The sequence below is a fragment of the Acidobacteriota bacterium genome (genome assembly GCA_040754075.1).
GTDB lineage: Bacteria > Acidobacteriota > Blastocatellia > UBA7656 > UBA7656 > JBFMDH01.
The window spans coordinates 90,329-112,371 of the sequence record JBFMDH010000006.1; the positions used below are offsets into that span (position 1 = coordinate 90,329).

The 22,043-nt window shown below is 49.7% G+C and carries 20 protein-coding genes; 12 read left to right on the forward strand and 8 right to left on the reverse strand.

The genetic code is table 11. The features are described 5' to 3' along the window. On the reverse strand, nt 1-1,966 hold a 1,966-nt coding region (locus AB1757_08580; protein MEW6127080.1), incomplete at its 3' end, for a putative Ig domain-containing protein. A gap of 512 nt (nt 1,967-2,478) precedes the next feature. Here AB1757_08580 and AB1757_08585 point away from each other — a divergent pair. Together AB1757_08585 and AB1757_08590 are read left to right on the forward strand one after the other, a co-directional pair. Then, complete coding sequence (locus tag AB1757_08585; protein ID MEW6127081.1) at nt 2,479-2,925, forward strand: hypothetical protein; 447 nt, start codon at nt 2,479-2,481, stop codon at nt 2,923-2,925. Between the two features lie 182 nt (nt 2,926-3,107). Beyond that, nucleotides 3,108-3,848, forward strand: coding sequence for a DUF4097 family beta strand repeat-containing protein (locus AB1757_08590; GenBank protein ID MEW6127082.1), 741 nt, complete (start codon nt 3,108-3,110; stop codon nt 3,846-3,848). 68 nt (nt 3,849-3,916) lie between these two features. Here AB1757_08590 and AB1757_08595 read toward each other — a convergent pair whose 3' ends face one another. Continuing rightward, entirely contained in the window at nt 3,917-6,931 is a 3,015-nt protein-coding gene (locus AB1757_08595; protein MEW6127083.1) for a lamin tail domain-containing protein, read from the reverse strand. Between the two features lie 277 nt (nt 6,932-7,208). On the opposite strand from AB1757_08595, the gene glpX reads away from it, so the two are divergent. The 5 genes from glpX to AB1757_08620 all read left to right on the forward strand — a co-directional run bounded on the left by glpX (nt 7,209) and on the right by AB1757_08620 (nt 12,438). Then, entirely contained in the window at nt 7,209-8,237 is a 1,029-nt protein-coding gene (gene glpX, locus AB1757_08600; GenBank protein ID MEW6127084.1) for a class II fructose-bisphosphatase, read from the forward strand. Nucleotides 8,238-8,500: 263 nt separating this feature from the next. Then, complete coding sequence (locus AB1757_08605; protein MEW6127085.1) at nt 8,501-10,408, forward strand: glycosyltransferase; 1,908 nt, start codon at nt 8,501-8,503, stop codon at nt 10,406-10,408. Nucleotides 10,409-10,462: 54 nt separating this feature from the next. Further along, nucleotides 10,463-10,780, forward strand: a complete 318-nt coding sequence (locus tag AB1757_08610; protein MEW6127086.1) for a ferredoxin family protein — start codon at nt 10,463-10,465, stop codon at nt 10,778-10,780. Nucleotides 10,781-11,065: 285 nt separating this feature from the next. Further along, the gene (locus AB1757_08615) at nt 11,066-11,839 is read left to right on the forward strand and encodes a creatininase family protein (protein ID MEW6127087.1); all 774 of its coding nucleotides are present in this window, start codon (nt 11,066-11,068) and stop codon (nt 11,837-11,839) included. Between the two features lie 221 nt (nt 11,840-12,060). Continuing rightward, complete coding sequence (locus AB1757_08620) at nt 12,061-12,438, forward strand: zinc-ribbon domain-containing protein (protein MEW6127088.1); 378 nt, start codon at nt 12,061-12,063, stop codon at nt 12,436-12,438. 67 nt (nt 12,439-12,505) lie between these two features. Here the strand turns inward: AB1757_08620 and AB1757_08625 are convergent, their stop codons facing one another. From AB1757_08625 to AB1757_08635, 3 genes are all read right to left on the reverse strand, one after another. Continuing rightward, nucleotides 12,506-13,981 (reverse strand): Do family serine endopeptidase, encoded by a 1,476-nt coding sequence (locus AB1757_08625; GenBank protein MEW6127089.1) that lies wholly within the window; start codon nt 13,979-13,981, stop codon nt 12,506-12,508. 180 nt (nt 13,982-14,161) lie between these two features. Then, nucleotides 14,162-14,713, reverse strand: coding sequence for a BON domain-containing protein (locus AB1757_08630; protein MEW6127090.1), 552 nt, complete (start codon nt 14,711-14,713; stop codon nt 14,162-14,164). A gap of 205 nt (nt 14,714-14,918) precedes the next feature. Then, nucleotides 14,919-15,500, reverse strand: a complete 582-nt coding sequence (locus tag AB1757_08635) for a hypothetical protein (GenBank protein MEW6127091.1) — start codon at nt 15,498-15,500, stop codon at nt 14,919-14,921. A 161-nt stretch (nt 15,501-15,661) separates the two neighbouring features. Here AB1757_08635 and AB1757_08640 point away from each other — a divergent pair, with 161 nt between their 5' ends. From AB1757_08640 to AB1757_08660, 5 genes are all read left to right on the forward strand, one after another. Continuing rightward, nucleotides 15,662-17,167, forward strand: coding sequence for a glycine--tRNA ligase (locus AB1757_08640; protein MEW6127092.1), 1,506 nt, complete (start codon nt 15,662-15,664; stop codon nt 17,165-17,167). A gap of 36 nt (nt 17,168-17,203) precedes the next feature. After that, the gene (locus tag AB1757_08645) at nt 17,204-17,632 is read left to right on the forward strand and encodes a cytochrome c (protein ID MEW6127093.1); all 429 of its coding nucleotides are present in this window, start codon (nt 17,204-17,206) and stop codon (nt 17,630-17,632) included. Nucleotides 17,633-17,719: 87 nt separating this feature from the next. After that, nucleotides 17,720-19,105: a hypothetical protein gene (locus AB1757_08650; protein ID MEW6127094.1), complete on the forward strand. Its 1,386-nt coding sequence runs from the start codon at nt 17,720-17,722 to the stop codon at nt 19,103-19,105. 69 nt (nt 19,106-19,174) lie between these two features. After that, complete coding sequence (locus tag AB1757_08655) at nt 19,175-19,636, forward strand: hypothetical protein (protein ID MEW6127095.1); 462 nt, start codon at nt 19,175-19,177, stop codon at nt 19,634-19,636. A gap of 4 nt (nt 19,637-19,640) precedes the next feature. Next, on the forward strand, nt 19,641-20,696 hold the full coding sequence (locus AB1757_08660; protein MEW6127096.1) for an SMP-30/gluconolactonase/LRE family protein: 1,056 nt from the start codon (nt 19,641-19,643) through the stop codon (nt 20,694-20,696). Between the two features lie 154 nt (nt 20,697-20,850). Here AB1757_08660 and AB1757_08665 read toward each other — a convergent pair whose 3' ends face one another. From AB1757_08665 to AB1757_08675, 3 genes are read right to left on the reverse strand one after another with little or no spacing between them, the layout of a single operon-like run. After that, nucleotides 20,851-21,186, reverse strand: a complete 336-nt coding sequence (locus AB1757_08665) for a XisI protein (GenBank protein MEW6127097.1) — start codon at nt 21,184-21,186, stop codon at nt 20,851-20,853. 27 nt (nt 21,187-21,213) lie between these two features. Next, nucleotides 21,214-21,432, reverse strand: a complete 219-nt coding sequence (locus AB1757_08670) for a type II toxin-antitoxin system HicA family toxin (protein ID MEW6127098.1) — start codon at nt 21,430-21,432, stop codon at nt 21,214-21,216. Further along, nucleotides 21,432-21,674 carry a type II toxin-antitoxin system HicB family antitoxin gene (locus AB1757_08675; protein ID MEW6127099.1) on the reverse strand — a complete coding sequence of 81 codons (243 nt, stop codon included), beginning with the start codon at nt 21,672-21,674 and terminating at the stop codon, nt 21,432-21,434. The genes AB1757_08670 and AB1757_08675 overlap by 1 nt, the downstream gene beginning before the upstream one ends. Between the last annotated feature and the right edge of the window lie 369 nt (nt 21,675-22,043).

Genomic DNA, 22,043 nt, shown 5'->3' on the forward strand with positions numbered 1-22,043 from the left:
CCGATTGCCCGGCGGTCATCGTCGTGGCAACGCTCTGGGTGACGAATGCCGCGCTATCGGTTCCCCCGCCGCCACCGCCGCCGCCGCTTCCCACTTGGATCGATACATTCGTTGACGCTTGTCCGAAGAAACCGACCCCGCCGTTTTGATACATCTGCCATTGGAAATTGTAGGTGCCCGCGGTTGCCGGCGCTGTTGCGGTAAAGGTTACATCAAGTTGTTCGCCGGGGTTTACTACAAAATTCGCAAGCGATACGCCGTTGCCGCCCCAGGTTTGATTCAAAGCGGGATTTTGCGAAGCCAGATAGAAACTGGTTGAGCCGCTTGCCCAAGTCTGCGACCCGGTGTTTAAAAACTTCATGTTGACGCTGAATTGTTGACCGGGTGTCAAGGTGGTCGGAACGGTTTGTGAAACAAACTGCGCGTCGTAAGCTGTAGATGCCGCACTTACCGTTATGGCAAATGCTTTTTGTGCCGTTGCCTGCCCCGAATCACCCACCTGCACTGTAAAATTCGCGGTTCCGGCGGTCGTCGGGGTTCCGCTGATGACGCCGCTTGAACTGAGCGTCAAGCCTGCGGGTAAACTCCCTGACACCAAACTCCAGGTATAAGGCGCGGTGCCGCCCGAAGCCACAAGGGTTTGTGAATACGCTTGCCCGGTCGTGGCATTCGCCAAAGGTGATGTGGTAACAATCGAAAGCGGTCCGCCGCCACCTGATGTTGCCGGATAGATGAAACGCATCGCGTCCATGTCATCCTGCATGACGCTTGCACAACGTCCATCAAAATGAGCAATCGCATACATGGTTGCGGAAAAGACACTTGAATGTCCCAAGCCTAGTGCATGACCAAGTTCATGCGTGGCGATTTCCTGTAAATTACAATGATCACCTGAGTAACATGCCGCATAAGGATTGAACGAGATGAAACCACCCGTTGCCTGAACGAAGGTCACGCCGTTGATGACTCTCGTGCTGCCGGGAATCCAGTTCAACCCACCAAGCGCCAAAGTTCCTTGACAACTGCCACCACTTGGCGACCAACGCCCGTCACAGTTATTAAAGACAATGACATTCTGAAAACCGCTGGTGCAGTTACCGGTTGTTCCCCCGTTCACAACACGCAAAGCTGAACCGGAAATCACCGACCAGGCATTCATCGCTGACTCCACATCATTTACAGACGATGAAGTCGGAGCGCCGGTCGGATTAATTAAAAAACTCACCGGTTGCCCATCATAGATTTCAAACCATGATGGATGCGCTGAACTGATATATGTCCAATTGGGTTGGATGCGCCCTTCGCTAGTGATATTTTGGTATTCGGGCGGTTCCGCAAGCCTCGGCACGCCGCTGTAGTATGTTTCCTCAAAAATCCGGCTTTGTTCGGTTTGCGCCACCACTTTCTCGCGAATCATCTGCAAAAAGCTGCTCAGTTCAACGCGGTCGGTTTTTTGCGGATTTTCGGCGTCCGCTATGTTTTGCAAAACCACGACACCTTCATCAACCGTTTCCCGCACAGCCATCTCGTGACCGGTTTGCTCGTCCATTTCAATGTTGTATTTTCCAAGGTACATTTGATGGGTGCGATATGAACCATCGCGCCAGGTGTCTAAAAAAACGATGACATTTTGTTCGGGTCTGTATCTGGGATTGCCGTATACCAGCGTTCCCATCGTGGGCGTTTCACCGCCTAACTCTTTAAGGACAATTTTGCGCTCTTTGATTTTGCCTTTTAAGACTTCCTGAATGCGCAGGGTGATATAGGAATAAACCCGGTTGGTTTGTTCATCATAAGAGGTGCCGACCGCGAGCACCCGGGCGCGAACGATGGCGCGGCTTCCGAGAACCATTGCATCGTCGGTTGGAATCACCACGGTTGTAGCAAAACTCGTTTGGGAGCAGATCAGTATTAGTGCAAACAAAATGAATAATTTTGTCGGGGTGTTTTTTAACACTCTTTTCATTGCAAGCAACCTCCTTCGCAGAAGAAAAAAAATCCTTCTTACCTAAAACCGAAAGTTTGAAAAGCTGACAGAGTTTTTAGATACGCTCCCACCACCAACATCAAAAGCCAAGCCGTTGGTTTCGCTTCTAAACTCTTACCGTCCTCCGTGCCTCTGGGCTGGCAGGGGACAGGCTTTGTCAGTTTTACCATTAAGTTCCAAGGGCTGAACCAGCATTACAAATTCAGCTATTCAGTTGAGGGAGAACTTACAGGTTTCTGACAAATTGTAAGGGGCTAGATAGCTTAGATAGCCGAATTCAAACATACCCCTTCTTGAAAGTCAATTCTTTATCTCGGCAAACTTTCGCGCCCAATAAAAACTATTGCTTGTTCAAAGCGATACGTTTACTTTAAGGCGTGGTGAATGTGTAGAGGAGAATAAAACCTCGCCTCCTTAGGTCTGAATTCCGAACAATTCGGTCAAATGATACTTGTAAAATAATTATAAATTTTTCTCCTGGGAGTGATGCTATGCGGGATAGAGTGAGTCTAGCCAAAACCGAGTTAATGCAAGCCGAAGCGGTTTTACGCGATGCCGAATCACAACTCAAAGAAATCAACACGATGTTGGAAGAGCGTTGGAGTGAACGCCGCGCCTTAATTCCTAAAATCAAATCCGCAGCCTCTGCCGGACAAACCGATAAACTTCTCGAATATCAGGCGCGCGCCGTTAAACTCGACCGCGCCATTGCCGATTTGGGCAGGTCGGGCGCGAAATGCATGCGCCGGTTGGAATCCGCCAGACGTTACCTCGATACACTGAATGAACGTCTGGACAAACTGCAAAATGAAGCCGAACAATTGGCTGCGAGAATTCGCAGGCATACACAATCCTTGACCGCACCGCTGAAACTCAATCGCGTCAACGTGCAAATCGAAGCCATCAAAGGCAACGAAACGCCCGGCATCAAACGCTGATTGAAGCGAATACGCAAATTGCCCACAGCTTTTCAAACCGTTTCAAAACCTCTGCTTGAGGTGTGTCCGCCTGATAAGCAAACTTTCACCCATCGTCCGCTAAATTTTTTGCAACCTTTCCCTAGTCTCTGCCACTCACCCTGCGTAAAAACAATTCAATAAACAAAGGAGTTCAACTCATCATGAAAAAGCTATCACTGGTTGTGGCGTTGGTATTCGTGTGTTTTATCGCAGCTTCGGTTTCGGCTCAGGATTTTCAAAAAAGTTATCAATTGGGCGCAGGCGGGCAGGTCAGAATTCGCAACATTTCCGGTAATATCGTGATGACCGGTTATGACGGCAATGCAATTTTAGTCACCGCCACCAAAGAAGGGCGCGACCGTGACCGCGTTGAAGTCGAAGATTTAAGCAGCGGTAATCGCGTCGATGTCAAAGTTCACTATCCCGAAAGATGCAATAACTGTGAAGCCAGCATCAATTTCGAGGTCAAAGTTCCGCGTTCGATGAACTACAATTTTGACGGCATCTCTTCGGTTAGCGGTTCGGTTGAAATCAGCAACATTTCCGGCAACATTAAAGCTTCAAGCGTCAGCGGCGAAGTAAAAGTGCGCGAAGTGTCGGGCACCGTCAATGCCTCAAGTGTGAGCGGCGAAGTCGATGTCGAAATCACCAAACTCTCAGGCAATGACGATATGAAATTCTCTTCGGTGAGCGGCGAAGTCGATGTCCGAATCCCCGCAGATCTCGATGCGACGGTGAATATGTCAACGCTCAGCGGCAATTTGAAAACCGATTTTCCGCTCGAAATCAAAAAGCGTGAACGGTATTCGCCGGGCACTTCCGCCACCGGTCGCCTTGGAGATGGTTCGCGCCGTTTGCATCTGTCATCGGTTTCGGGAAGCGTCAGTTTAACCCGCATGTAATTTCTCAAAGATTCGAGAAGGTCGCCGCCAATCAACCCTTCCCTTGCGACCTTCTTGAATCGCTTTCGTCATTCGACCACTTTGATTTTCACGCGATTTGATCGTCCGCCATCCGTGTGACGCGCCTGCAATTCCAATTCGCCTTTCACCCCTGTCAGTTCTGCCGGAATCGTCGCCCGGAGTTCCGCGTCGTTTTGAAACTCGGTCGGCACAGCGCGATGATTGACAAACAACACGACATTCGATTGAAAAGCCACACCGGAAATTTTTATCAACGACGCGCCGCTGCCCGTTTTAATTTTTTTTGGTGACAGCCGGGTGATGAGGGGACCATTTTCAACGCTGAGGTTTACTTCATTCGACTGCCTCCCATCCGCATTAGTGATTTTGATTGCGAGTTCGCCCGCTGCCGTAAAAAATTTCGCGGGGGCAATCACGGTAAGCGCGGTTGCAGAGTTGAATTGCGTCGTAATTTTTTCGCCAGCAAGCGAAACCGACGAAGCGCGTTGAAAGTGTTCGCCCTGAATGACGATTTCGAGATTTTCCGCGCCGGTTCCGGTTTTTGCAGGCGTAAGCGAACGAATGCGCGGCGACTCTCCGATAATTAAAAATTGTAAGGCTCGCGAAAGCTCGCCTTTCGGATTGCGCACCTGCACATTGACGAAACCGGCTTCGGTTAAAAATTCCGCGCCCACCATCGCTTCAATTTCGGTTGATGAAAGCACATTGGTCGCAAGCAAGGTTTCGTTAAACAATACCTGCGCTTGTGAAGAAAACTTCTCTCCCGAAATTTTCAAGGTAAACGCTGGCGAATTGACGTGAATACTGGCAGGCATCAGTTCCGTCACCAGCGGTTTAATCGTAAAGGTGTCGCCTGTAGCTTTCGTGCCTGGTGAAAACAATTTGCCATTTTTGCCGACCATCGTATGCAGAGAAAAAACCGCGCCATCACCGTCCGGTTCACGATTGATTGATTCGTTGGCGTTGCCTTCGATTGCAGTAAAATGAATTTCCTGAATGATGTGTCCTTGCGCGTCTTCGAGTTTAATCACATCGCCGCCGTTGTTGAGCGACAGCCCGCCGGTCGAGGCTTTGAATACCAAACGGTTCTCTAACGCATTGCCGAAATTTCCGTTGGCAGTGCCGCCGCCAAAAACCACTGTGCATTCAAAAGGTGGAATGACCGTTCCCGCTTCAAACACGTGGCGCGCGCTGTCGTTATCGGAAATTTTGTAGCCCGAAATATCCATCGCCGTATTGGTGCGATTGACGATTTCAATAAATTCATCCTGCGAAGAACTGCGCGCCCCGTCTCCGTTGGCATCGCCCGCTTCACTATCCGCAGGGTCTGCCAGATATTCGTTGATAACCAGTGGGTCTTTAATGAGGACTTTGAAAACCGCTTCATTGGAAATACCGAAATCGGGATTTTCGACAGTGAGCACGAGGTTCTTTGCGGTTTGCAGGAAATCCGCATCAAGGATGGCTTCAAGCTGGCGGTCGGAAATAAACCGGGTTGCCAATTCAACCGGCACAGGTGAATCCGTAAGCATTCGCACCTGCGCGCCTGACCGGAATTGCTCTCCGATAATTTCGATGGTTTGCGTGGCGCTGCCTTCGATAGCTGAATCCGGCGTGAGCGACAGAATACGCGGCGCGTCGGGGATGACCCGCAGAGCGATTTCAGGGGTCATTACGCCATCGGGATTGGTGACCGCAACGGGTTTCAATCCGGCACTGGTTAAGAACTCTGCTTTGACCTCTGCGAGAAGCACCGTTGAAGAGATGAATTTGGTTTCAAGTGGCGTTTGATTGAAACTGATAGTTGCCTGGTTGTTGAAATTCGCGCCTGTCACTTCAAGCGTAAACGCCGGCGAACCGACAAGCACCTGTTGCGGGTTGATAGCCGTGATGCGCGGACGTTTGGCAGTGATTTCAAAAATGAGTTCATTCGAGAGCTTGCCATCCGGGTTGCGAACCTTGACGTGACGCTCGCCAAGCGCGTTGGTGAGCGCCGCCGGAATCGTCGCGCGCAATTCGCGTTTATTGGAAAACGCCGTGGTGACAACGACGTTATCAACCAGTACGACCGTCGTATTGGCGAAATTCAACCCCTGGAGAAACAGCGTAAATTGTCCCGCGCCGATTTCAATGATTCTCGGAGCCAATGAATATAAAACCGGTGCAGGTAAAATGATTTCAAGATTCAAAGCGTTTGAATGATTGCCATCTGTATTGACGACTTCGACGCGATGATTGCCACCTGTGGAAGCAACGCTTGCGGGAACCGTGGCAATGAGTTTGGTGTTATCTATGAATGATGTCGCAACCGGCGTTGCGTCAATTCGGACAACCGCGCCCGCTTGAAAATGTTCACCGATTAGGTCGATGTCAAAAGGCGCATCGCTTTGCGCATGGCTTGCGGGAGAGAGGTTTGCAATCAACGGCGCAACGGTGAACGCCTCGCCAGTGATTTTTCTTCCGGGCGAAAAGAGCGCGCCGTTGCTGCCTGCTGCCAGCGAATGGCGAACGTAATCGCCCGAAATATCGGGACTGAGGGTAATGGATTGATTTGCCGAACCGTCCGCTGAAGGGTAATCGCGTCTTGTGACCTCAACCCCGAAATGGTCTTTAACGATGATGGAATCCGCGCCGTTATTCAAATTCAAACCGCTTGCGGCAAATACCAACCCGTTGTTTCCCGCATTGCCGAAATCGCCCATAGGCGTTCCGCCACCGAAGACTACCGCCGCTTCGCCGACCGGAATAATTTTTCCCTGTGGAAAAGTAAATCGCACCTGTGCGGCATCGCTTATGGTAAAACCGCTCACATCAAGCGGCGCGGAATCGGTATTGACGAGTTCGACGAATTCATCCTGTGAGGCGCTGCGGGTGCCGTCGCCATTGGCATCGCCTTCAATACCGTCGGCAGGGTCAGCCTGATATTCATTGATGATAAGTGAAACCACTTCCAGAGCCGGTTCAGAGTGGATAACCCTCATGCTACCGGCAACATTCAACAGGCAGACATCAGGCATAAAAACCAACAGACAGGTCACAAAGAGGCTGAGATTTTTTCGCATGGCGAAACTCCTTTGCATCGGGTTATTCAGTTTATTTTTCTGATGAACGCCTGAAATGATTCCGGGACGAATCACTGCGTTAAAGGCATTCCTGATTTAGGACGCAAAAGGCTTGAAAAACAATGCAAAAATCTCCACTTGAAGGAAAATATTTCGACGCGCTCACTTGAAAAAAGAAAAGGGATGAAGCATTATCAAGTCCCTTTGCGGGGATTTTTGAATGCGAGCAGGTGTTTATGGAAATTGACCGGGAGGACGATTGAGTATGGAAAGAAAAATGGAACAGGAACTGGGGCTTGATTTTTTGCGCGTCGTTGAAGCGGCGGCTATCGCTTCGGCGCAAACCATGGGACAGGGCGATAGAAAATATTCCGACCACGTTGCTGTCGAAGCCATGCGAAAAATCATGGACACCGTGCCGATGCGCGGCGAAATCGTCATCGGCGAAGGCGAACGCGATGAAGCGCCCATGCTTTACATCGGCGAAAAAGTCGGACTCGGTCATAAGCCGGACGTTGACGGCAATCAATATCCTGAAGTCGACATCGCGGTTGACCCGCTTGAAGGCACCAACCTCTGCGCTACGGGTTCCGCCAATGCGATTGCCGTGATGGCATGCTCGGAAAAAGGCGGTCTGTTGCACGCGCCCGATTTGTATATGCAGAAATTGATTGTCGGACCTGCCGCCAAAGGCTGCGTCGAACTCGATGCGCCGGTCAAAGATAATCTGAAAGCCATTGCCCGCCGCTTAGACCGCGACATTGATGACCTGGTGGTCATCGTGCTTGACCGTCCGCGCCACAAAAAATTGATTGCCGATATTCGCGCCGCCGGAGCGCGTATCAAACTCATCACCGATGGCGATTTGTCCGCAGGTATTTCGGCGGCAGTCGCAGGTTCGGGGGTTCACGCCGTGATGGGCACGGGTGGCGCGCCCGAAGGCGTATTGACCGCAGCGGCAATGCATTGTTTGAACGGGCAGATACTGGCGCGTTTCGTTTTGAAAGAGCAGCTTGAGGATTTGGAAGACCGCAGCCGCATTTCCGAAGATGCGCTGGAACGCATGCAGGCGATGGGGATTCAAGACCATCGAAAAATTTACGACACCGATGATCTTGCACCCGGTAAACAGATTATCTTTGCAGCCACCGGCGTCACCGACGGCACGATTTTGCGCGGCGTGCGCTTTTTCGGAACCGGCACACGCACGTCGTCAATCATCATGTCAACCGACCGCACCAAGAGTGTGCGCTTCATTGATACGGTTCACATTGAAGGCGGACCCGACACCGTCGTCCGGTTTTAATTTGCCATTTGTCATTGGTCATTTGCTCAATGGTCGTGAAGTTATTGTATCCCGATATACTGACCTTCACTTTGTGAGCCTATACCAAACGGTATTTCACTAATGACCGGTGACTAAGGGACAAATGACTAAAATAAATGAAGTCTTGAAATCCCCTGCCAACTGCAAATATACTTTCGCTTTTCTTTATGCAACAATTTTGAATATCATAGGCATCCAACGCCCGGTTTTTTGCAGGTATTTTTTATTTAGGATTGTTTAGAATGCAATTATTCAACACGCTTTTTCTCATACTGCTTTTGACGCTCGCGGCTTTTGCCGAAACCACGAAACCGACCACCGGAGCAATCCAAGGCAACATTTATGACCCACGCGGTTACACGATTTATGGCGTGACCGTGATTGCCCGCAACAAAACCACCGGCGAAGAACTGAAAGCCATCGCCAACGATAAATCCGAATTCACATTTAACGCATTGCAACCCGGCAATTATCTGCTCATTGCCGAATACGAAAACGTTGAGAAATTATTGCAAAGCGTCAAGGTTGAAGCCGATAACACCGTTGATGTTCGCTTGATTGGCATTGAAACGCGCCTGACCGGCAACGATAGTGTAGATAAAATGCTGGCATCGTCATTTGGCGGCGGCGGCAATTATCCGGCGGGCAACATCAGTTATTTAAACGTGAATGACTGGCTGGATATTTATTTGATGGTCACCTATTTCGGCATTCTCGGATTGCTGTCCTGTTATGGCGTCTATCGCTATCGCATGATTTATCTTTTCCTGCGCTATAAAAAATATGCGCCGCGTCCGAAAGCCGAATTTGCCGAAGAGCGTTTGCCGCGCATCACCGTGCAGTTGCCGCTGTTCAATGAAATGTATGTCGCCGAGCGGTTGATTGAAGCCATCACCAAAATCGATTATCCGAAAGAGTTGCTGGAAATTCAGGTGCTTGATGATTCGACAGACGAAACCACGGAAATTGCCAGTCAAACGGTGAAAAACTATTTCGAGCAAGGCTTTGACATCGTCTATCACCACCGCACCAATCGCGCGGGGTTCAAAGCCGGAGCCTTGGAAGAGGGGTTGAAAAAATCTTCGGGCGAATTGATTTTAATTTTTGATGCGGACTTTGTGCCGCGCCCGGATGTGGCGCGCAAACTGGTGCATTTTTTCACTGATGAACGGGTTGGCATGGTGCAACTGCGCTGGAGCCATATCAATGCCAACTATTCGCTGCTCACCAAAGTTCAATCGGTCATGCTTGATGCCCATTTTGTGATTGAACAGACGGCGCGCAATCGTTGCGGCGGCTTTTTCAATTTCAACGGCACCGCAGGCATGTGGCGACGCGAAGCCATCGAATGGTCAGGTGGTTGGCAACACGACACGCTTGCCGAAGACACCGACCTGTCGTATCGCGCCCAACTCATGGGTTGGCATTTCGTTTATCTGATGGATGAGGATGTGCCTTCGGAATTACCTGTGGATATGACCGCGTTCAAATCACAGCAAAAACGCTGGGCGAAAGGCGTGGTGCAAGTGGGAATCAAACTCCTGAAGCGCATGTGGAAAGACCCGCGTCTGACGATGCAGACCAAACTCGAACAATTCTTTCGCCTCACCGGCAATTTAGCCGCGCCGCTGGTGATTGTGCTGGCGCTGGTGAACCTGCCGATTTTGATTGTGCGCTACAATCAAGGCTTGTTTCATCTGTTTGCGCTGGATATTCCCATCCTGACTTTTTCAACGGTGTCGGTAATTTTTTACTTTTTAATCCCGCAAATCTATCTGCATCCGAACGACTGGAAAAGCAAATTGAAATACATTCCTTTTGCCATGAGCATGGGCATCGCCTTGACCTTTTCAAATGCGCGGGCGGTGTTTGAAGCGCTCATCGGGCACAAAAGCGAATTTGTCCGCACGCCGAAATATCGCATCGAAGAGAGCAAAGACAAATCCTGGGTCAAGAAAAGCTATATGTCGCGGCGTTGGTCTTTGCCGTGGTTGGAACTGCTCTTCGCCATCTACTTCATTTTTACCATCTGGTATGCGATTCACAGTCAGACTTTTGGCACGATTCCCTTTCTGTTGATTTATTTCTTCGGTTACGCTTATGCGGCAGTGATGGCAATCGCGCCGAAACTGCGCCGCGTCAAACAGTAGTTCGGCGCGGTTACGAAGCTGATTCACTGCCCCGGGGAGATACAGGAGCGAACGATGGCTTATGTCGTCACAGGGAAATGTCTTGGTGAGCGTTATGCCACGTGTGCAGCAGTTTGTCCGGTTGATTGTATCAAACCGGGAGATTTTCAGGGGCAGGTGTTCATGATAATTGACCCCGACGTCTGCATTGATTGCGGACTTTGCCTGCCGGAGTGCCCAATTGGTGCGATTGTCGCAAGCGAAGAAGAGAGTCCTGATTGGGCGGCGATCAATAGGGAGCTTGCCCCGGAGTTCGATAAAAACCCGCCCGCCCCTACGCGCCCACGCGACGACCCGCCGCGCCAGCCTGGAAATTCCATTGTTAATCCCTGACGGCTCCAGCCTTGCAATTAAAATGAGCTTGATGCGGAATTGACCCGTAGCCAAAATTTATGGGCGCGGTTCCTCCAATGTTCATTGGCGCAATCAACCTCGCGTTATTAGACCTTGATTTCAGCCGGCTTTTTAAACTTCTTTTTCTCAAACTCTATATTTTTGCCGCTTTCATTTTTCACTTGCATTGCTCTCGTCTAAAATCACTGCGCAAAATTATCGCTCACACAGGAGGATTCGTTTATGCTTCGCTTCTTCGCCGCTGTTTTTCTATTTGCTATTTTGATGGCCACCGCTTCAGCGCAGGACACTCTTTCAACACGTGAGATGCAGGACCTCAACTGGATGGAGTTTAAAGAAGTCGTTCCGGCGAAAGTCAACACCGTCATTTTGCCTACGGGAACCCTTGAACCGCACGGCGTCATCAATAACGGCGCGGACATCACTGCCCCGGTTGCCATTGCGCGACGGATTGCCAAAGAGGTCAACGCGCTGGTTGCGCCGGTCATTCCTTACGGCATCACCGGCAGCATGGATGCTTATCCGGGAGCCTTTTCGATTTCCGAAGCGGCTTATCGCGCTTATGTGAAAGACGTATTGAACGGACTCGCGAAAAACGGCTTTCGCAACATTGTGATTATGAACGGACACGGCGGACCGCAAACTGCCGTGCTGACGCAAATCGCTACGGAAGTCGGTCAGGAAAAACGTGTGCGCACACTGGTCATCAACTGGTGGAGCTATTGTTCGGATGTGACGCTTGCAGTATTTGGCGAAGATGGCGGGCACGCGGGACTCAATGAAAACGCCTTCATTCAAGCCATAGACCCGAAACTGGTTCACAAAGAGCGTTATTCGGATGCGCTGGCAACCCCGAACCCCGCGCCCGGAACCTATTCGGCATATCCCGCGCCGTCGTCGATTGGCTTATACAAAGCAGGTCAGGGCTATGTGAAATTCGATCAGGCGAAAGCCGATGAATACTTCGCGAAAGTCACCCAGAAACTTGCGAAATTGATTTTAGAAATCCGCAGTAAATGGGATATGGCGGGACTGTAATAACCCGTCTGGAGCCTGGAGTCCGGTGTCTGGAGTCGATTGCCCGAAGTTTTTCGGTTGTTGTGAAAATTATTTCCACGACAATGTACAGGGTGTTGCGCCCATCAATTTTGTGACCCCAGACACCGGACTCCAGACTCTTAACTCTTATCATTGACATCAGCGACATTGACAATTAGTCTGCAAGTGCTTTGCGGGTGAAATTGCTGGGAGGAAAAGTTATGGTCTGTGCAAAGTGTGGTTCGGAAAATCGAGAAGAGTCCAATTTCTGCCGTTATTGTTCGGCACCGCTCAAACAACCCAATTCCGGTTATATTCCATCCGTACCACCGCCCGGTGTCGATACCGCTAACCCTTTTAGTTCACAGCAAACTTATCAACAAGCGCCGCAGCCGCCGATGGCAATGCCCGCAGCACATGCGGCGCACGGTTTGATTTGCCCGCGTTGCGGTTCAGCAAATGTTTTAAAAGGCAGCACCCCGATATGGGCAATCGTCGCTACGGTTGTCGGATTCTTTTTCGTCTGCATTGTTTCTCTGCTCTTTCTGCTCGTCAAAGACCCCAACAAATGTCTCAATTGTGGGCTGGATTTCAAATAAAAAAGCGACCAACAGTTTATCTATTGGTCGCTTTTGAGGTTTCCATTAAGGTTGATTTTCAATCACCTTAATCAAGGGTAACGGTTACGAAATCGAATTGACCGCCTGAACGCTCGATTTGCAAGGCAATCTCTTTTTGCCCTTTGAGACTGGCGATGGCGCTCATCCATTCGGCACGGTTTCTGACCAGCTTGCCTTCTACGCGATGAATCACCACGCCGCGTTGCAAACCGGCTTCAGCCGCAGGGCTATCCGATTTGACCGCTTGCACCACAACGCCGGTATTCACTTTGAGGTTCAGTTGCGAAGCCATCTGCGGGGTCACCGTTACAACCGAGATACCAAGCTCGTTATCGGTACTGTTTTCTTCTTCGTTCTCTTCAGGTTGCTCTTCGTTATTATCCGATAATTTCGGACGCTCGGCTAAAACCACATTAGCTGATTGTTCCGTGCCTTCACGCACGAATTTCAGGTTGATTTGTTTACCAACCGGTAAATCGGCAACCGTTTCCACCAGCTCTTTAGAAGTTTTAATCGCTTTGCCGTCCACTTCGGTAATGATGTCACCGCTTTGCAAACCGGCTTTTGCAGCAGGACCACTTTGCGACGGAATGTTGGCAATCAACGCGCCGGTAGTTCCGCCTTTATAGCCGAGGCTGCGAGCGATTGCCGGGGTTAAATCCCGCGGATTGACGCCCAGATAGGCTCTGGTCACTTTACCGTTTTTAACGATTTGCGAATAGACTTTCGATGCCAGGGATGAAGGGATAGCAAAACCGACGCCTTCGCTGGCTCCCGAACGCGAAAAAATCATTGAGTTAATGCCGATGATTTCGCCGTTCATGTTGACTAACGGGCCACCGGAATTGCCCGGATTAATCGAAGCATCGGTTTGAATGAATTTGGTAAATTGCGCCTGTGCGCCGAGGTCACGACCGAGCGCCGAAACGATGCCTGCGGTCATCGTCTGCTCTAAACCAAACGGGCTTCCCAGAGCAATCACCCATTCGCCCTGCTCAACCTTTTCGGAATCGCCGAGTTTAGCAAAGGGCAGGCTCTGGGCATCAATTTTAATTACCGCTAAATCGGTTTCCGGGTCTGAGCCTACGAGTTTGGCAGTAAACTCACGACCATCCGTAAGCTTCACCTTCAATTTACTGGCGTTGCCTGCGACATGGTTGTTGGTCAAAATGTAACCGTCCTGGCTGATGATTACACCGGAGCCGGTTCCACGTTGACGACGCGGGACGCTATCGCCGAAATCAAAAAATGGAATCGGATTACTTTGACGCGATGAAGTCGAGCGTTTCACCTCTTCAACTGTATCAATGTTGACGACTGCCGGTTTAACCTGCTTGGCAATGCCTACGAAGGTCCGCGATAAATCCTGTGGTGTGGGCAACTGAGCTTGCGTAGCTGATTGTGCTGCTGCAATTTTTTCCAGTGAATACCCCGTCCCTATCGCCAGCATCAAAGCCAGCATTAAGACAATAATTTTTACGCGCTGCAATTGTTTTTTAATCATCGTTAGATTCTCATCCATCGTTCACATACTCCTATTAAACTTTTCAATAAGTACCTTTTTTGAAGAAGAGGCTGTTTGGCGATTGCTTAAACGCCTCAATAAAATTATGGTTCACAAATTATTTTATACCAACACGCAAGAGCCGGACTAACACGCGGCTAGCCCGGCTCTTATTTTCAGATGTTAAATTTGTCAAACTTAACTGCGACGTTCAACTTTAAGATTATTGGTCACCGAAAAAGAACCGGGTACGCCTCTGGCTGAAATTCCGGCTAAATTCTTATCGCCTTCCGTAGCAACAATGCCTTCCAACGAAACATGACCGTTTTTCACAATAATGTGAATCGAAGGATTGACGCCTTGTCCATAACGATAAAGACTTCCTGCGCCGAACACCGCGCGGTAAGTGCGCAGACGAATCGAATCATCGAAGCGTGATAGCGGCAAAACTTCAATGTTATTGATTACCCGCTCAACGCCTTCGATTTTGGCAATCCGTTTTTCAGCATCTTTGCGCGTCGTCGGACGCACAACCTGCCCGTAAAGGATTACCGTATCGCCTTCCAGTTTAAATGCAAGGTTATCGAACACGCCGTAATACGGCAGAGTAACCAGTTCTTTTCTGATTTCTCTGGCGGTTCCGCTCTGTATGTCATTACCTTTTTTGCTGCCACCTGCCAAAACGGCTGATGATGTTGCAATTAAAAACGCGACTGTTAAAGCTAATATTGTTGTTCTTATTCTTAACATAATCTCTACCTCCTGGTGCTTCTACGAGCAACACCCGTAAATCCGATTTCATCTTGATGGGGTTACTCTCTCAAAGCCCTTGACGCATTCGGTTGGATGCTTGAGTTAGCCACATCGTAGCCCGTGTGAATTTTCATTTTTTTAAAATTGTTCACAATTTTAAGCGCAAAAAATTTCCTCCTTTTCCCTCAAATCAATTCGCCGGTTATGAATTTTCGGATTCTCTGGAATCAAATTCTGCTTTAAGTCGTTCGATGCGATTCTTTTCCGATTGCAGTTGTTCCAAAACAATTCCCATTCTGGCGCGTTCGCTTTTGTAGTATTCCAGTTTGTCGCGGTTCATCAATTTGCGCCGCATCCGCAAAACGCTTATTACCAGCACTGCACCCACCGCTATCCAGAAAATCCAACCGCCGAAATAGCTTTTGCCAAGCGTTACAAAAGCTGCAAAAACCAGCAGTAAAATGCCGAACGTCCCGAATAACGAACAGCCCAACTGCAACGGCGCAACCTTTTCATTGGCTCTTAGAACTTCAATCTCTTCCGTCACTTTTTCAATGTCTTCATTCAGTTCGGCAAGACTGGCTTCGATAGCGTTGAGGTTGCTGGCATCATTTGGAAGCAGCATCGCTTCGTCCGTTTTGCCGATAATCGCCAGACTCAAGGTGTCTTTGTACTTACGCACACGATAAGAAGCGCCGCACACCGAACAAATCACATGCTCGAAATCGCTCGGAAATTCAAGCGCCACCGTACACGCGGGACAATTGGTTTTAATGATTTCCATAGTCATTCAATCGCATTATAACGAATGCTCAAACGATGTCGGCAATCAGGGATTGGTTCAACCGTTTGTCATCAAACGGTAAACTTTCTAATCCCCTCCCGATTGTTGTATAGTTGCTGATTCAATTTTTGCAAAAATTCAAGCATTGAAGGATTCATAAGATGGTCACAATCGATACGATAACCTCGCTGGCGAAACGGCGCGGGTTTGTTTTTCAATCAAGCGACATTTATGGCGGACTCGGTTCGGTCTGGGATTACGGCCCGCTCGGCGTTGAACTGGTCAACAACATCAAACGCGCCTGGTGGCGTTCGGTGGTCTATGAGCGCGACGATATGGTCGGACTCGACGCGGGCATTTTAATGAACCGTCTGGTCTGGCATTATTCCGGTCACGAAGCGACGTTTTCCGACCCGATGGTCGATTGTCGCGAGTGCAAATCGCGTCTCCGCGCCGATAAAATAGAAGGCAAATGTCCGGTTTGCGGCTCAACCAACTTAACCGAACCGCGTAAATTCAACCTGATGTTTCGCACCACGGTTGGCCCGGTTGATGACGGGTCGGGACTCGCTTACCTGCGCCCTGAAACCGCGCAAGGCATCTTCGTTAATTTCAAAAACGTACTTGATTCGACCAATCGCAAATTGCCTTTCGGGATTGCACAAACTGGCAAAGCCTATCGCAATGAAATCACGCCGGGCAATTTCATTTTCCGTACACGCGAATTCGAGCAGATGGAAATCGAATTTTTCGTCAAACCGCCGCACATTCTCAAAGAAGGCGATTTGAATGACGAACAATGGCACGACCGCTGGATTGAAGACCGCTTCAACTGGTATTTGTCGCTCGGCATGAATGCCAATAATTTACGCCAATACGAACAACCGCCCGAAGAACTCGCGCATTACGCCAAGCGCACAGTCGATTTGCAATATCGCTTCTTCCCCGAACGCGAAGAGGAAGATAAGCAATTTGATGAACTCGAAGGCATCGCCAATCGCACGGCATTCGACACCATGTCACACTCGAAAAAAATGGTGCGCGTCAATAAACCTGTTAGCGAGCAAGCCGAAGGCGAATACATTTTGATTGACCCGGTAACCGGCGAAAAGGTTCTCGCGCGGATTAAAGAGGATTCCAAAAAATCCAAGGGCGAAGAGGAAGTCCGGCACAATCCCGATTCGACCGCCGATATGACCTATTTCGACCACGAATCGAATAAGCACGTCTTCCCTTACGTGATTGAACCGTCGGCGGGCGTAGCGCGTTCGACGCTCGCCTTCCTGATGGACGCTTACAACGAAGAGGAAGTGCGCGGCGAAACCCGCGTCGTCCTGAAACTTCATCCCCACCTCGCGCCGATTAAAGTCGCGGTTTTGCCGCTTGCCAAAAACAAAGAAGGCATCGTCAGTCTCGCTAAAGATATTAAAACCCGCTTGCAACGCACCGGCACCATGCGCGCCGTTTACGATGACACGGGCGCGATTGGCAAACTCTATCGTCGGCAGGATGAAGTCGGCACGCCGTTCTGTTTGACGGTTGACCATCAATCGCTGGAAGATAATCAGGTCACCATACGCGACCGCGATACGATGGAACAGGAACGCATCGGCATTGCCGATATTGAAAAAACCATTGCACAAAAACTTGGCTTCACGTTGAGCTAACCACTATCACAAATTCTTGAAAGGGGAACTGATTGAATGAAAAGTTTGAAGGCAGTTTTTGCTCTTATTTTCGCAGCAATTTTCTCTGTCGCTTGCGGCACCACAAGCGAATCCGCCAATAAAAACACGGCTACGCCGGTCGCCACCAGCACGACGCCGGCAGCGACGGCGAATGCCAATCAACCGGCATCCGGTGAAACGATGAAAGCCAGCGTCGACGCGAAAGCGCTCTACACCGAAAAATGCGAGATGTGCCACGCCGCCGATGGCAAAGGCAATGCGCAAATGAAAATGAAAGAGATGCCTAACTTCACCAATGCCGAGTGGCAGAAAAAAGAGACTGATGAAGAATTCACCAAAGCCATTAAAGAAGGCAAAAAACCGATGCCGGGATTTGGCGACAAGATGAACGACGAACAGATCAAAGCTCTGGTCGCTTACGTTCGCGCCTTTGCGAAAAAATAAATTTCACGGTAGTCGGAAGCCGGAAGCCGGTGGTCGGTAATTCATATCTAAAACCGGCTACCGATCACCGACTACTGACTACCGAAAATGCTCAACGAAGTCTTGAAAATCTGTGAAGCGATACGCGACGCGGGCGGGCGAGCGATGCTGGTTGGCGGCATCGTGCGTGATCGTTTGTTTGGCTACGAATCGAAGGATTACGACCTCGAAGTTTATTATTTAGAACCTGCGCTTCTGCGTTCCACCCTCGAATCCTTCGGACACGTCAACACCGTCGGCGAACATTTCGCAGTTTACAAATTAACCATTTATGTTCCATCTTCCGAAACCAATTCTAAAAATGTAAAAATTATCCCGAAATCCGCAATCCGCAATCCGCAATCCGCAATTGTAAAGAAACAGCGCGTCGAGATAGATGTTTCCATTCCGCGTCGCGAATCGAAATCGGGACGCGGGCATCGCGGCTTTGTTATCACAGGCGACCCGCACATGACATTTGCCGAAGCTGCCAGACGTCGCGATTTCACCATCAATGCGATTATGCAAGACCCGCTCACCGATGAAATCGTTGACCCATACGGCGGCGTTGCCGATATTGAAAACCGCATCATTCGCGCAATCGCTGCCGATACTTTTATTGAAGACAGCCTGCGCGTGCTGCGCGCAATGCAAATAGCCGCGCGTTTTGAAATGACGATTGCGCCGGAAACCATCGCGCTTTGTCGCACCATTGATCTATCGGATTTGCCGCATGAGCGCATCTGGGGTGAATTTGAAAAATTGTTTTTGCGCGCTGCCAAACCTTCTATTGGACTGCACGTCGCACTGGAACTCGGCGTACTGGAAAAACTTTTCCCTCCGCTTTACGCGCTAACAAAAAATCCCCGTGCAAATGAATTGACGGCATTTACAAAAACGCAAAAGCGATTAGACGCCGGGGCAAGTCAAGTTGGTGAGTTGGCAAAAGAGAAACACTTGACGCTCATGCTGGCGGCGCTTTGTCTTGATTTATCGGTTGAGCAAGCAATTGACGTTTTAGACACCCTCAGCATTTTTACAATAAACAATTACGATGTGCGAAAACAGGTGCTCGCGCTGGTGAGCGAACACCAAAAGCCGATTCAATTTTTTGAATCGCGCGAACAAACCACCGATGGCGACTTTCGCAGACTTGCCGGGCGGGTTGAGATGAATTTGCTTTATCACACCGTGAAAGCCGATTTGATTGCCGGCGGTGATAAAAAAGCTCCGGCAGCAAAATGGTTCATCGAAAAAGTGCGGCAGCTTGATTTGCAGCGCGGCGCGCCGGAACCGATTTTGATGGGGCGACATCTGCGGGAAATCGGCATTCAACCGGGACCGCAAATGGGGAAACTTCTGCATCAGGTTTACGAACTACAACTCGACGGCGTTGTGCAAACCTTAGAACAAGCCCTTGAAAAAGCCTGTTCCATCCTTGCCAATCAAAAGTGATTCCACATTCAGAAATTTCCGGCTCGCAAAAATCTTCTACACACGCTGCGACCGCTGCGGGTTGCGGCGGTGCTTGCAAACTCTATCGAAGATTTCCGCAACCACCTCGAAGTCCTCATCGCGCCCGCCGATGTCAATCGATTCATTGAAGTCATCAATCATTTCTATCCGCGTTTTCATGCGTGGTGGCAGGCAGGCGCTGAGGAGCAACTGCGGAAAAAAGCTGAAAGTTACCGGCAAACAGAAATCTGCTTTCTGTCAGTGATTTTCTTTTCCTGCCGAACCTTTGGGAATTTTGGTGCCCGATTCCGGCATTTTATTTATGTCAGCAGAATGAACCTGGATTCGACAGTTAAACAGGAGGAAGCTATGCTCAGTGAAATCGGTTCCGAAGAATTCGCAGTTTATGAAAAATTCGTCCAAAGCGCGCTCGAAGCCTTCACCCATCAAATTGTCGATTGTGAAGATTTTTTAACCGGCGACGCTTTGTATCTGCGGTTAGGCATCCTGCCCAACCGATTGAGGAGGTAATTTAATGAAGCGAGGGTTATGGATTCTGCTTTTAAGCATCACCTTGTACTTCGCGGCGCGCGCTCCGGCAAGTGAGCCGCCTGCTTTTGTCGCGAATGAAAAAGTCGCCCCTGTCGATCAACCGACCAAAGCAGGAAACATCATCCGCCTTGACCCGCGAATCGATAAACTGATTGCAACGGATGCCAAGCTTGAAAAGGTTGCCGACGGGTTCGATTGGGTCGAAGGTCCGGTGTGGAATCGCCAAGAAAATTACCTGCTGTTTTCCAACATTCCCGCAAATGCCATTATCAAATGGCAGGCAGATAAGCCTACAGAGATTTTTATGAAACCGAGCGGCTATACGGGAAGCGCGCCATTTGCAGGGCGCGAACCCGGCACCAACGGGTTGACTTATGATAATGATGGTCACCTGGTGATGTGTGAACATGGCGACCGCCGCATTACGCGACTTGAAAGCAACGGCAAAAAGACGACGCTTGCCGACAGGTTCGACGGCAAACGCCTGAACAGTCCGAACGATTTGGTGTTTAGCGCGAAAGGCGATTTGTATTTCACAGACCCGCCCTGGGGACTTCCGAAAACTTTTGATGACCCGCAGAAAGCCTTGGATTTTTGCGGCGTCTACCGGCTGTCTAAGACCGGCAAACTCACCTTGCTTACCAAAGAACTCAAAGCCCCCAACGGCATCGCGCTTTCACCCGACGAGAAAAAACTGTATGTGACCGAATCATTGGGTGAGCGCGCCGCCTGGTATGTGTTCGATGTCAAAGAAGACGGGACGATTACCAACGGGCGTATATTTTTTGACGCGGCGGCATTGATGAAAATTCGCAAAGGCGCGCCCGATGGTTTGAAGGTCGATAAAGACGGCAATCTATTCAGCGCCGGACCCGAAGGCATTTATGTATTTGCGCCGGATGGCACATTGCTCGGCACTATTGAAACCGGCGTGCCGACCGGCAATTGCAACTGGGGCGAAGACGGCTCGGCGCTTTTCATCACCGCCGACAAAGCCATTTACCGCATTAAAACCACAACCAGAGGCAAAGGATTTTAAGATGAATGCGGTTGCTTGGCGATGCTCACAACTATAGCCGTTTGCAAAACGATTTACTCAAGTTGAGGAAGCGGTCTTTGACCGGGTTTCCCGTCATACGCGATCAAAGACCGTTTCCTCAACAGCGGCTGAGTAAACTCAATCGCAAACCGCTCTAAGCGACTGCATATTCGGTGTAAGGTCTGAGGTCAGGGTGGCGAAAACCTAAAACAATTTGATTTTTGGGAATGCCTGCGGCTTCGAGGTCGGTGGCAATGCCTTCTTCGGTGTTGTTTTCCTGAATCCAGATTTTGCCGTTGACGATTTCCAGATGCGCGATTACTCCGTGTTCGTGCCGTTTATTGTCCCAGCCATAACAGAGCCATAAATACTGGTCTCGTTCGTGGTCAAAAACAACACGGTCTTCAAGTTCGCTATTTGAGTTAGGAATCTTGGCATAGTTCGTCAATACCTTTTCAATGATGTCGCGGTATTGGTTTAAGGTATCTATAGCAAAACCTCTTCGTTCTCAAAAGAGCTAGAGTTTTTCCCAGTCGTCCTTATCAATTCCGGCTTGTCGTAGTATGCGGCTCAACAGGTCTTTGCTGATGTCGCCTTGATGTGGATTCGGAATTCGTAGAGTGATTGCGCCTTTCACCATAAATTGATGTTTGCCGCCAGAGTAAGGACCTTCAAATCCCAGTTGCCGCAAATATTGAATCAAATCTTTTCTTTTAGTCGCGCCGAAACTTGGCATCAGGCAACTTCCTTGATGGTTAATTCGATGCCGTCAGCCACTGGTACAGGCAAATTACGGGAGATGCGAAACAGCAGCCATTCTTCGAGAACTTCCGCCAATTCTTCGCGGCAATCTTCCAGCGTTGCGGCATTGGCATAAACGCCCTCAAAGCCAGGAATCTCTGCGTAGAAACTATGGTCATCGGGCAAGATTTCGTAGCGTGCCTGTCGCATTGCGGCTTTCAGATAATTTGTCAACATAACCGTTCTTCTCCTTGTCGAAAGCTAGATTGCGCCATTTTGTTCCATCCATCCTAACGCCGCCGCTTCCGATTCTTCAATGGCTATCTCAACCCCGCGTTTGGCAATGTCGAGCAGGCGTTTTGATACTCGGTAATATCATTTGAAATTTAAGGTCAAGATATTTAGCCGAATGAGTGGCGATGCGCAATGCCGAAATGCTGATTGATTTTTCGTCAAGCATCGTACCTGCAATAAGCGCACTGCAAGTGTCGGATGATCTTTGCGGTGCGCTTGCAGTTGACTTTGTCGCCCGTCAATAAAAATCAATAAAATAGCAGCAGCGCCGCTGTGGCACAGGGTTCGCTCTAAGGGTTGGCTCGGACTGCC

What these genes read in the sequence shown, in the direction of transcription:
- AB1757_08585 (MEW6127081.1), top strand. Translation starts at nt 2,479, where the DNA reads ATGCGGGATAGAGTGAGTCTAGCCAAAACCGAGTTAATGCAAGCCGAA.
- AB1757_08590 (MEW6127082.1), top strand. Translation starts at nt 3,108, where the DNA reads ATGAAAAAGCTATCACTGGTTGTGGCGTTGGTATTCGTGTGTTTTATC.
- AB1757_08595 (MEW6127083.1), bottom strand. Translation starts at nt 6,931, where the DNA reads ATGCGAAAAAATCTCAGCCTCTTTGTGACCTGTCTGTTGGTTTTTATG.
- glpX (MEW6127084.1), top strand. Translation starts at nt 7,209, where the DNA reads ATGGAACAGGAACTGGGGCTTGATTTTTTGCGCGTCGTTGAAGCGGCG.
- AB1757_08605 (MEW6127085.1), top strand. Translation starts at nt 8,501, where the DNA reads ATGCAATTATTCAACACGCTTTTTCTCATACTGCTTTTGACGCTCGCG.
- AB1757_08610 (MEW6127086.1), top strand. Translation starts at nt 10,463, where the DNA reads ATGGCTTATGTCGTCACAGGGAAATGTCTTGGTGAGCGTTATGCCACG.
- AB1757_08615 (MEW6127087.1), top strand. Translation starts at nt 11,066, where the DNA reads ATGGCCACCGCTTCAGCGCAGGACACTCTTTCAACACGTGAGATGCAG.
- AB1757_08620 (MEW6127088.1), top strand. Translation starts at nt 12,061, where the DNA reads ATGGTCTGTGCAAAGTGTGGTTCGGAAAATCGAGAAGAGTCCAATTTC.
- AB1757_08625 (MEW6127089.1), bottom strand. Translation starts at nt 13,981, where the DNA reads ATGGATGAGAATCTAACGATGATTAAAAAACAATTGCAGCGCGTAAAA.
- AB1757_08630 (MEW6127090.1), bottom strand. Translation starts at nt 14,713, where the DNA reads ATGTTAAGAATAAGAACAACAATATTAGCTTTAACAGTCGCGTTTTTA.
- AB1757_08635 (MEW6127091.1), bottom strand. Translation starts at nt 15,500, where the DNA reads ATGGAAATCATTAAAACCAATTGTCCCGCGTGTACGGTGGCGCTTGAA.
- AB1757_08640 (MEW6127092.1), top strand. Translation starts at nt 15,662, where the DNA reads ATGGTCACAATCGATACGATAACCTCGCTGGCGAAACGGCGCGGGTTT.
- AB1757_08645 (MEW6127093.1), top strand. Translation starts at nt 17,204, where the DNA reads ATGAAAAGTTTGAAGGCAGTTTTTGCTCTTATTTTCGCAGCAATTTTC.
- AB1757_08650 (MEW6127094.1), top strand. Translation starts at nt 17,720, where the DNA reads ATGCTCAACGAAGTCTTGAAAATCTGTGAAGCGATACGCGACGCGGGC.
- AB1757_08660 (MEW6127096.1), top strand. Translation starts at nt 19,641, where the DNA reads ATGAAGCGAGGGTTATGGATTCTGCTTTTAAGCATCACCTTGTACTTC.
- AB1757_08670 (MEW6127098.1), bottom strand. Translation starts at nt 21,432, where the DNA reads ATGCCAAGTTTCGGCGCGACTAAAAGAAAAGATTTGATTCAATATTTG.
- AB1757_08675 (MEW6127099.1), bottom strand. Translation starts at nt 21,674, where the DNA reads ATGTTGACAAATTATCTGAAAGCCGCAATGCGACAGGCACGCTACGAA.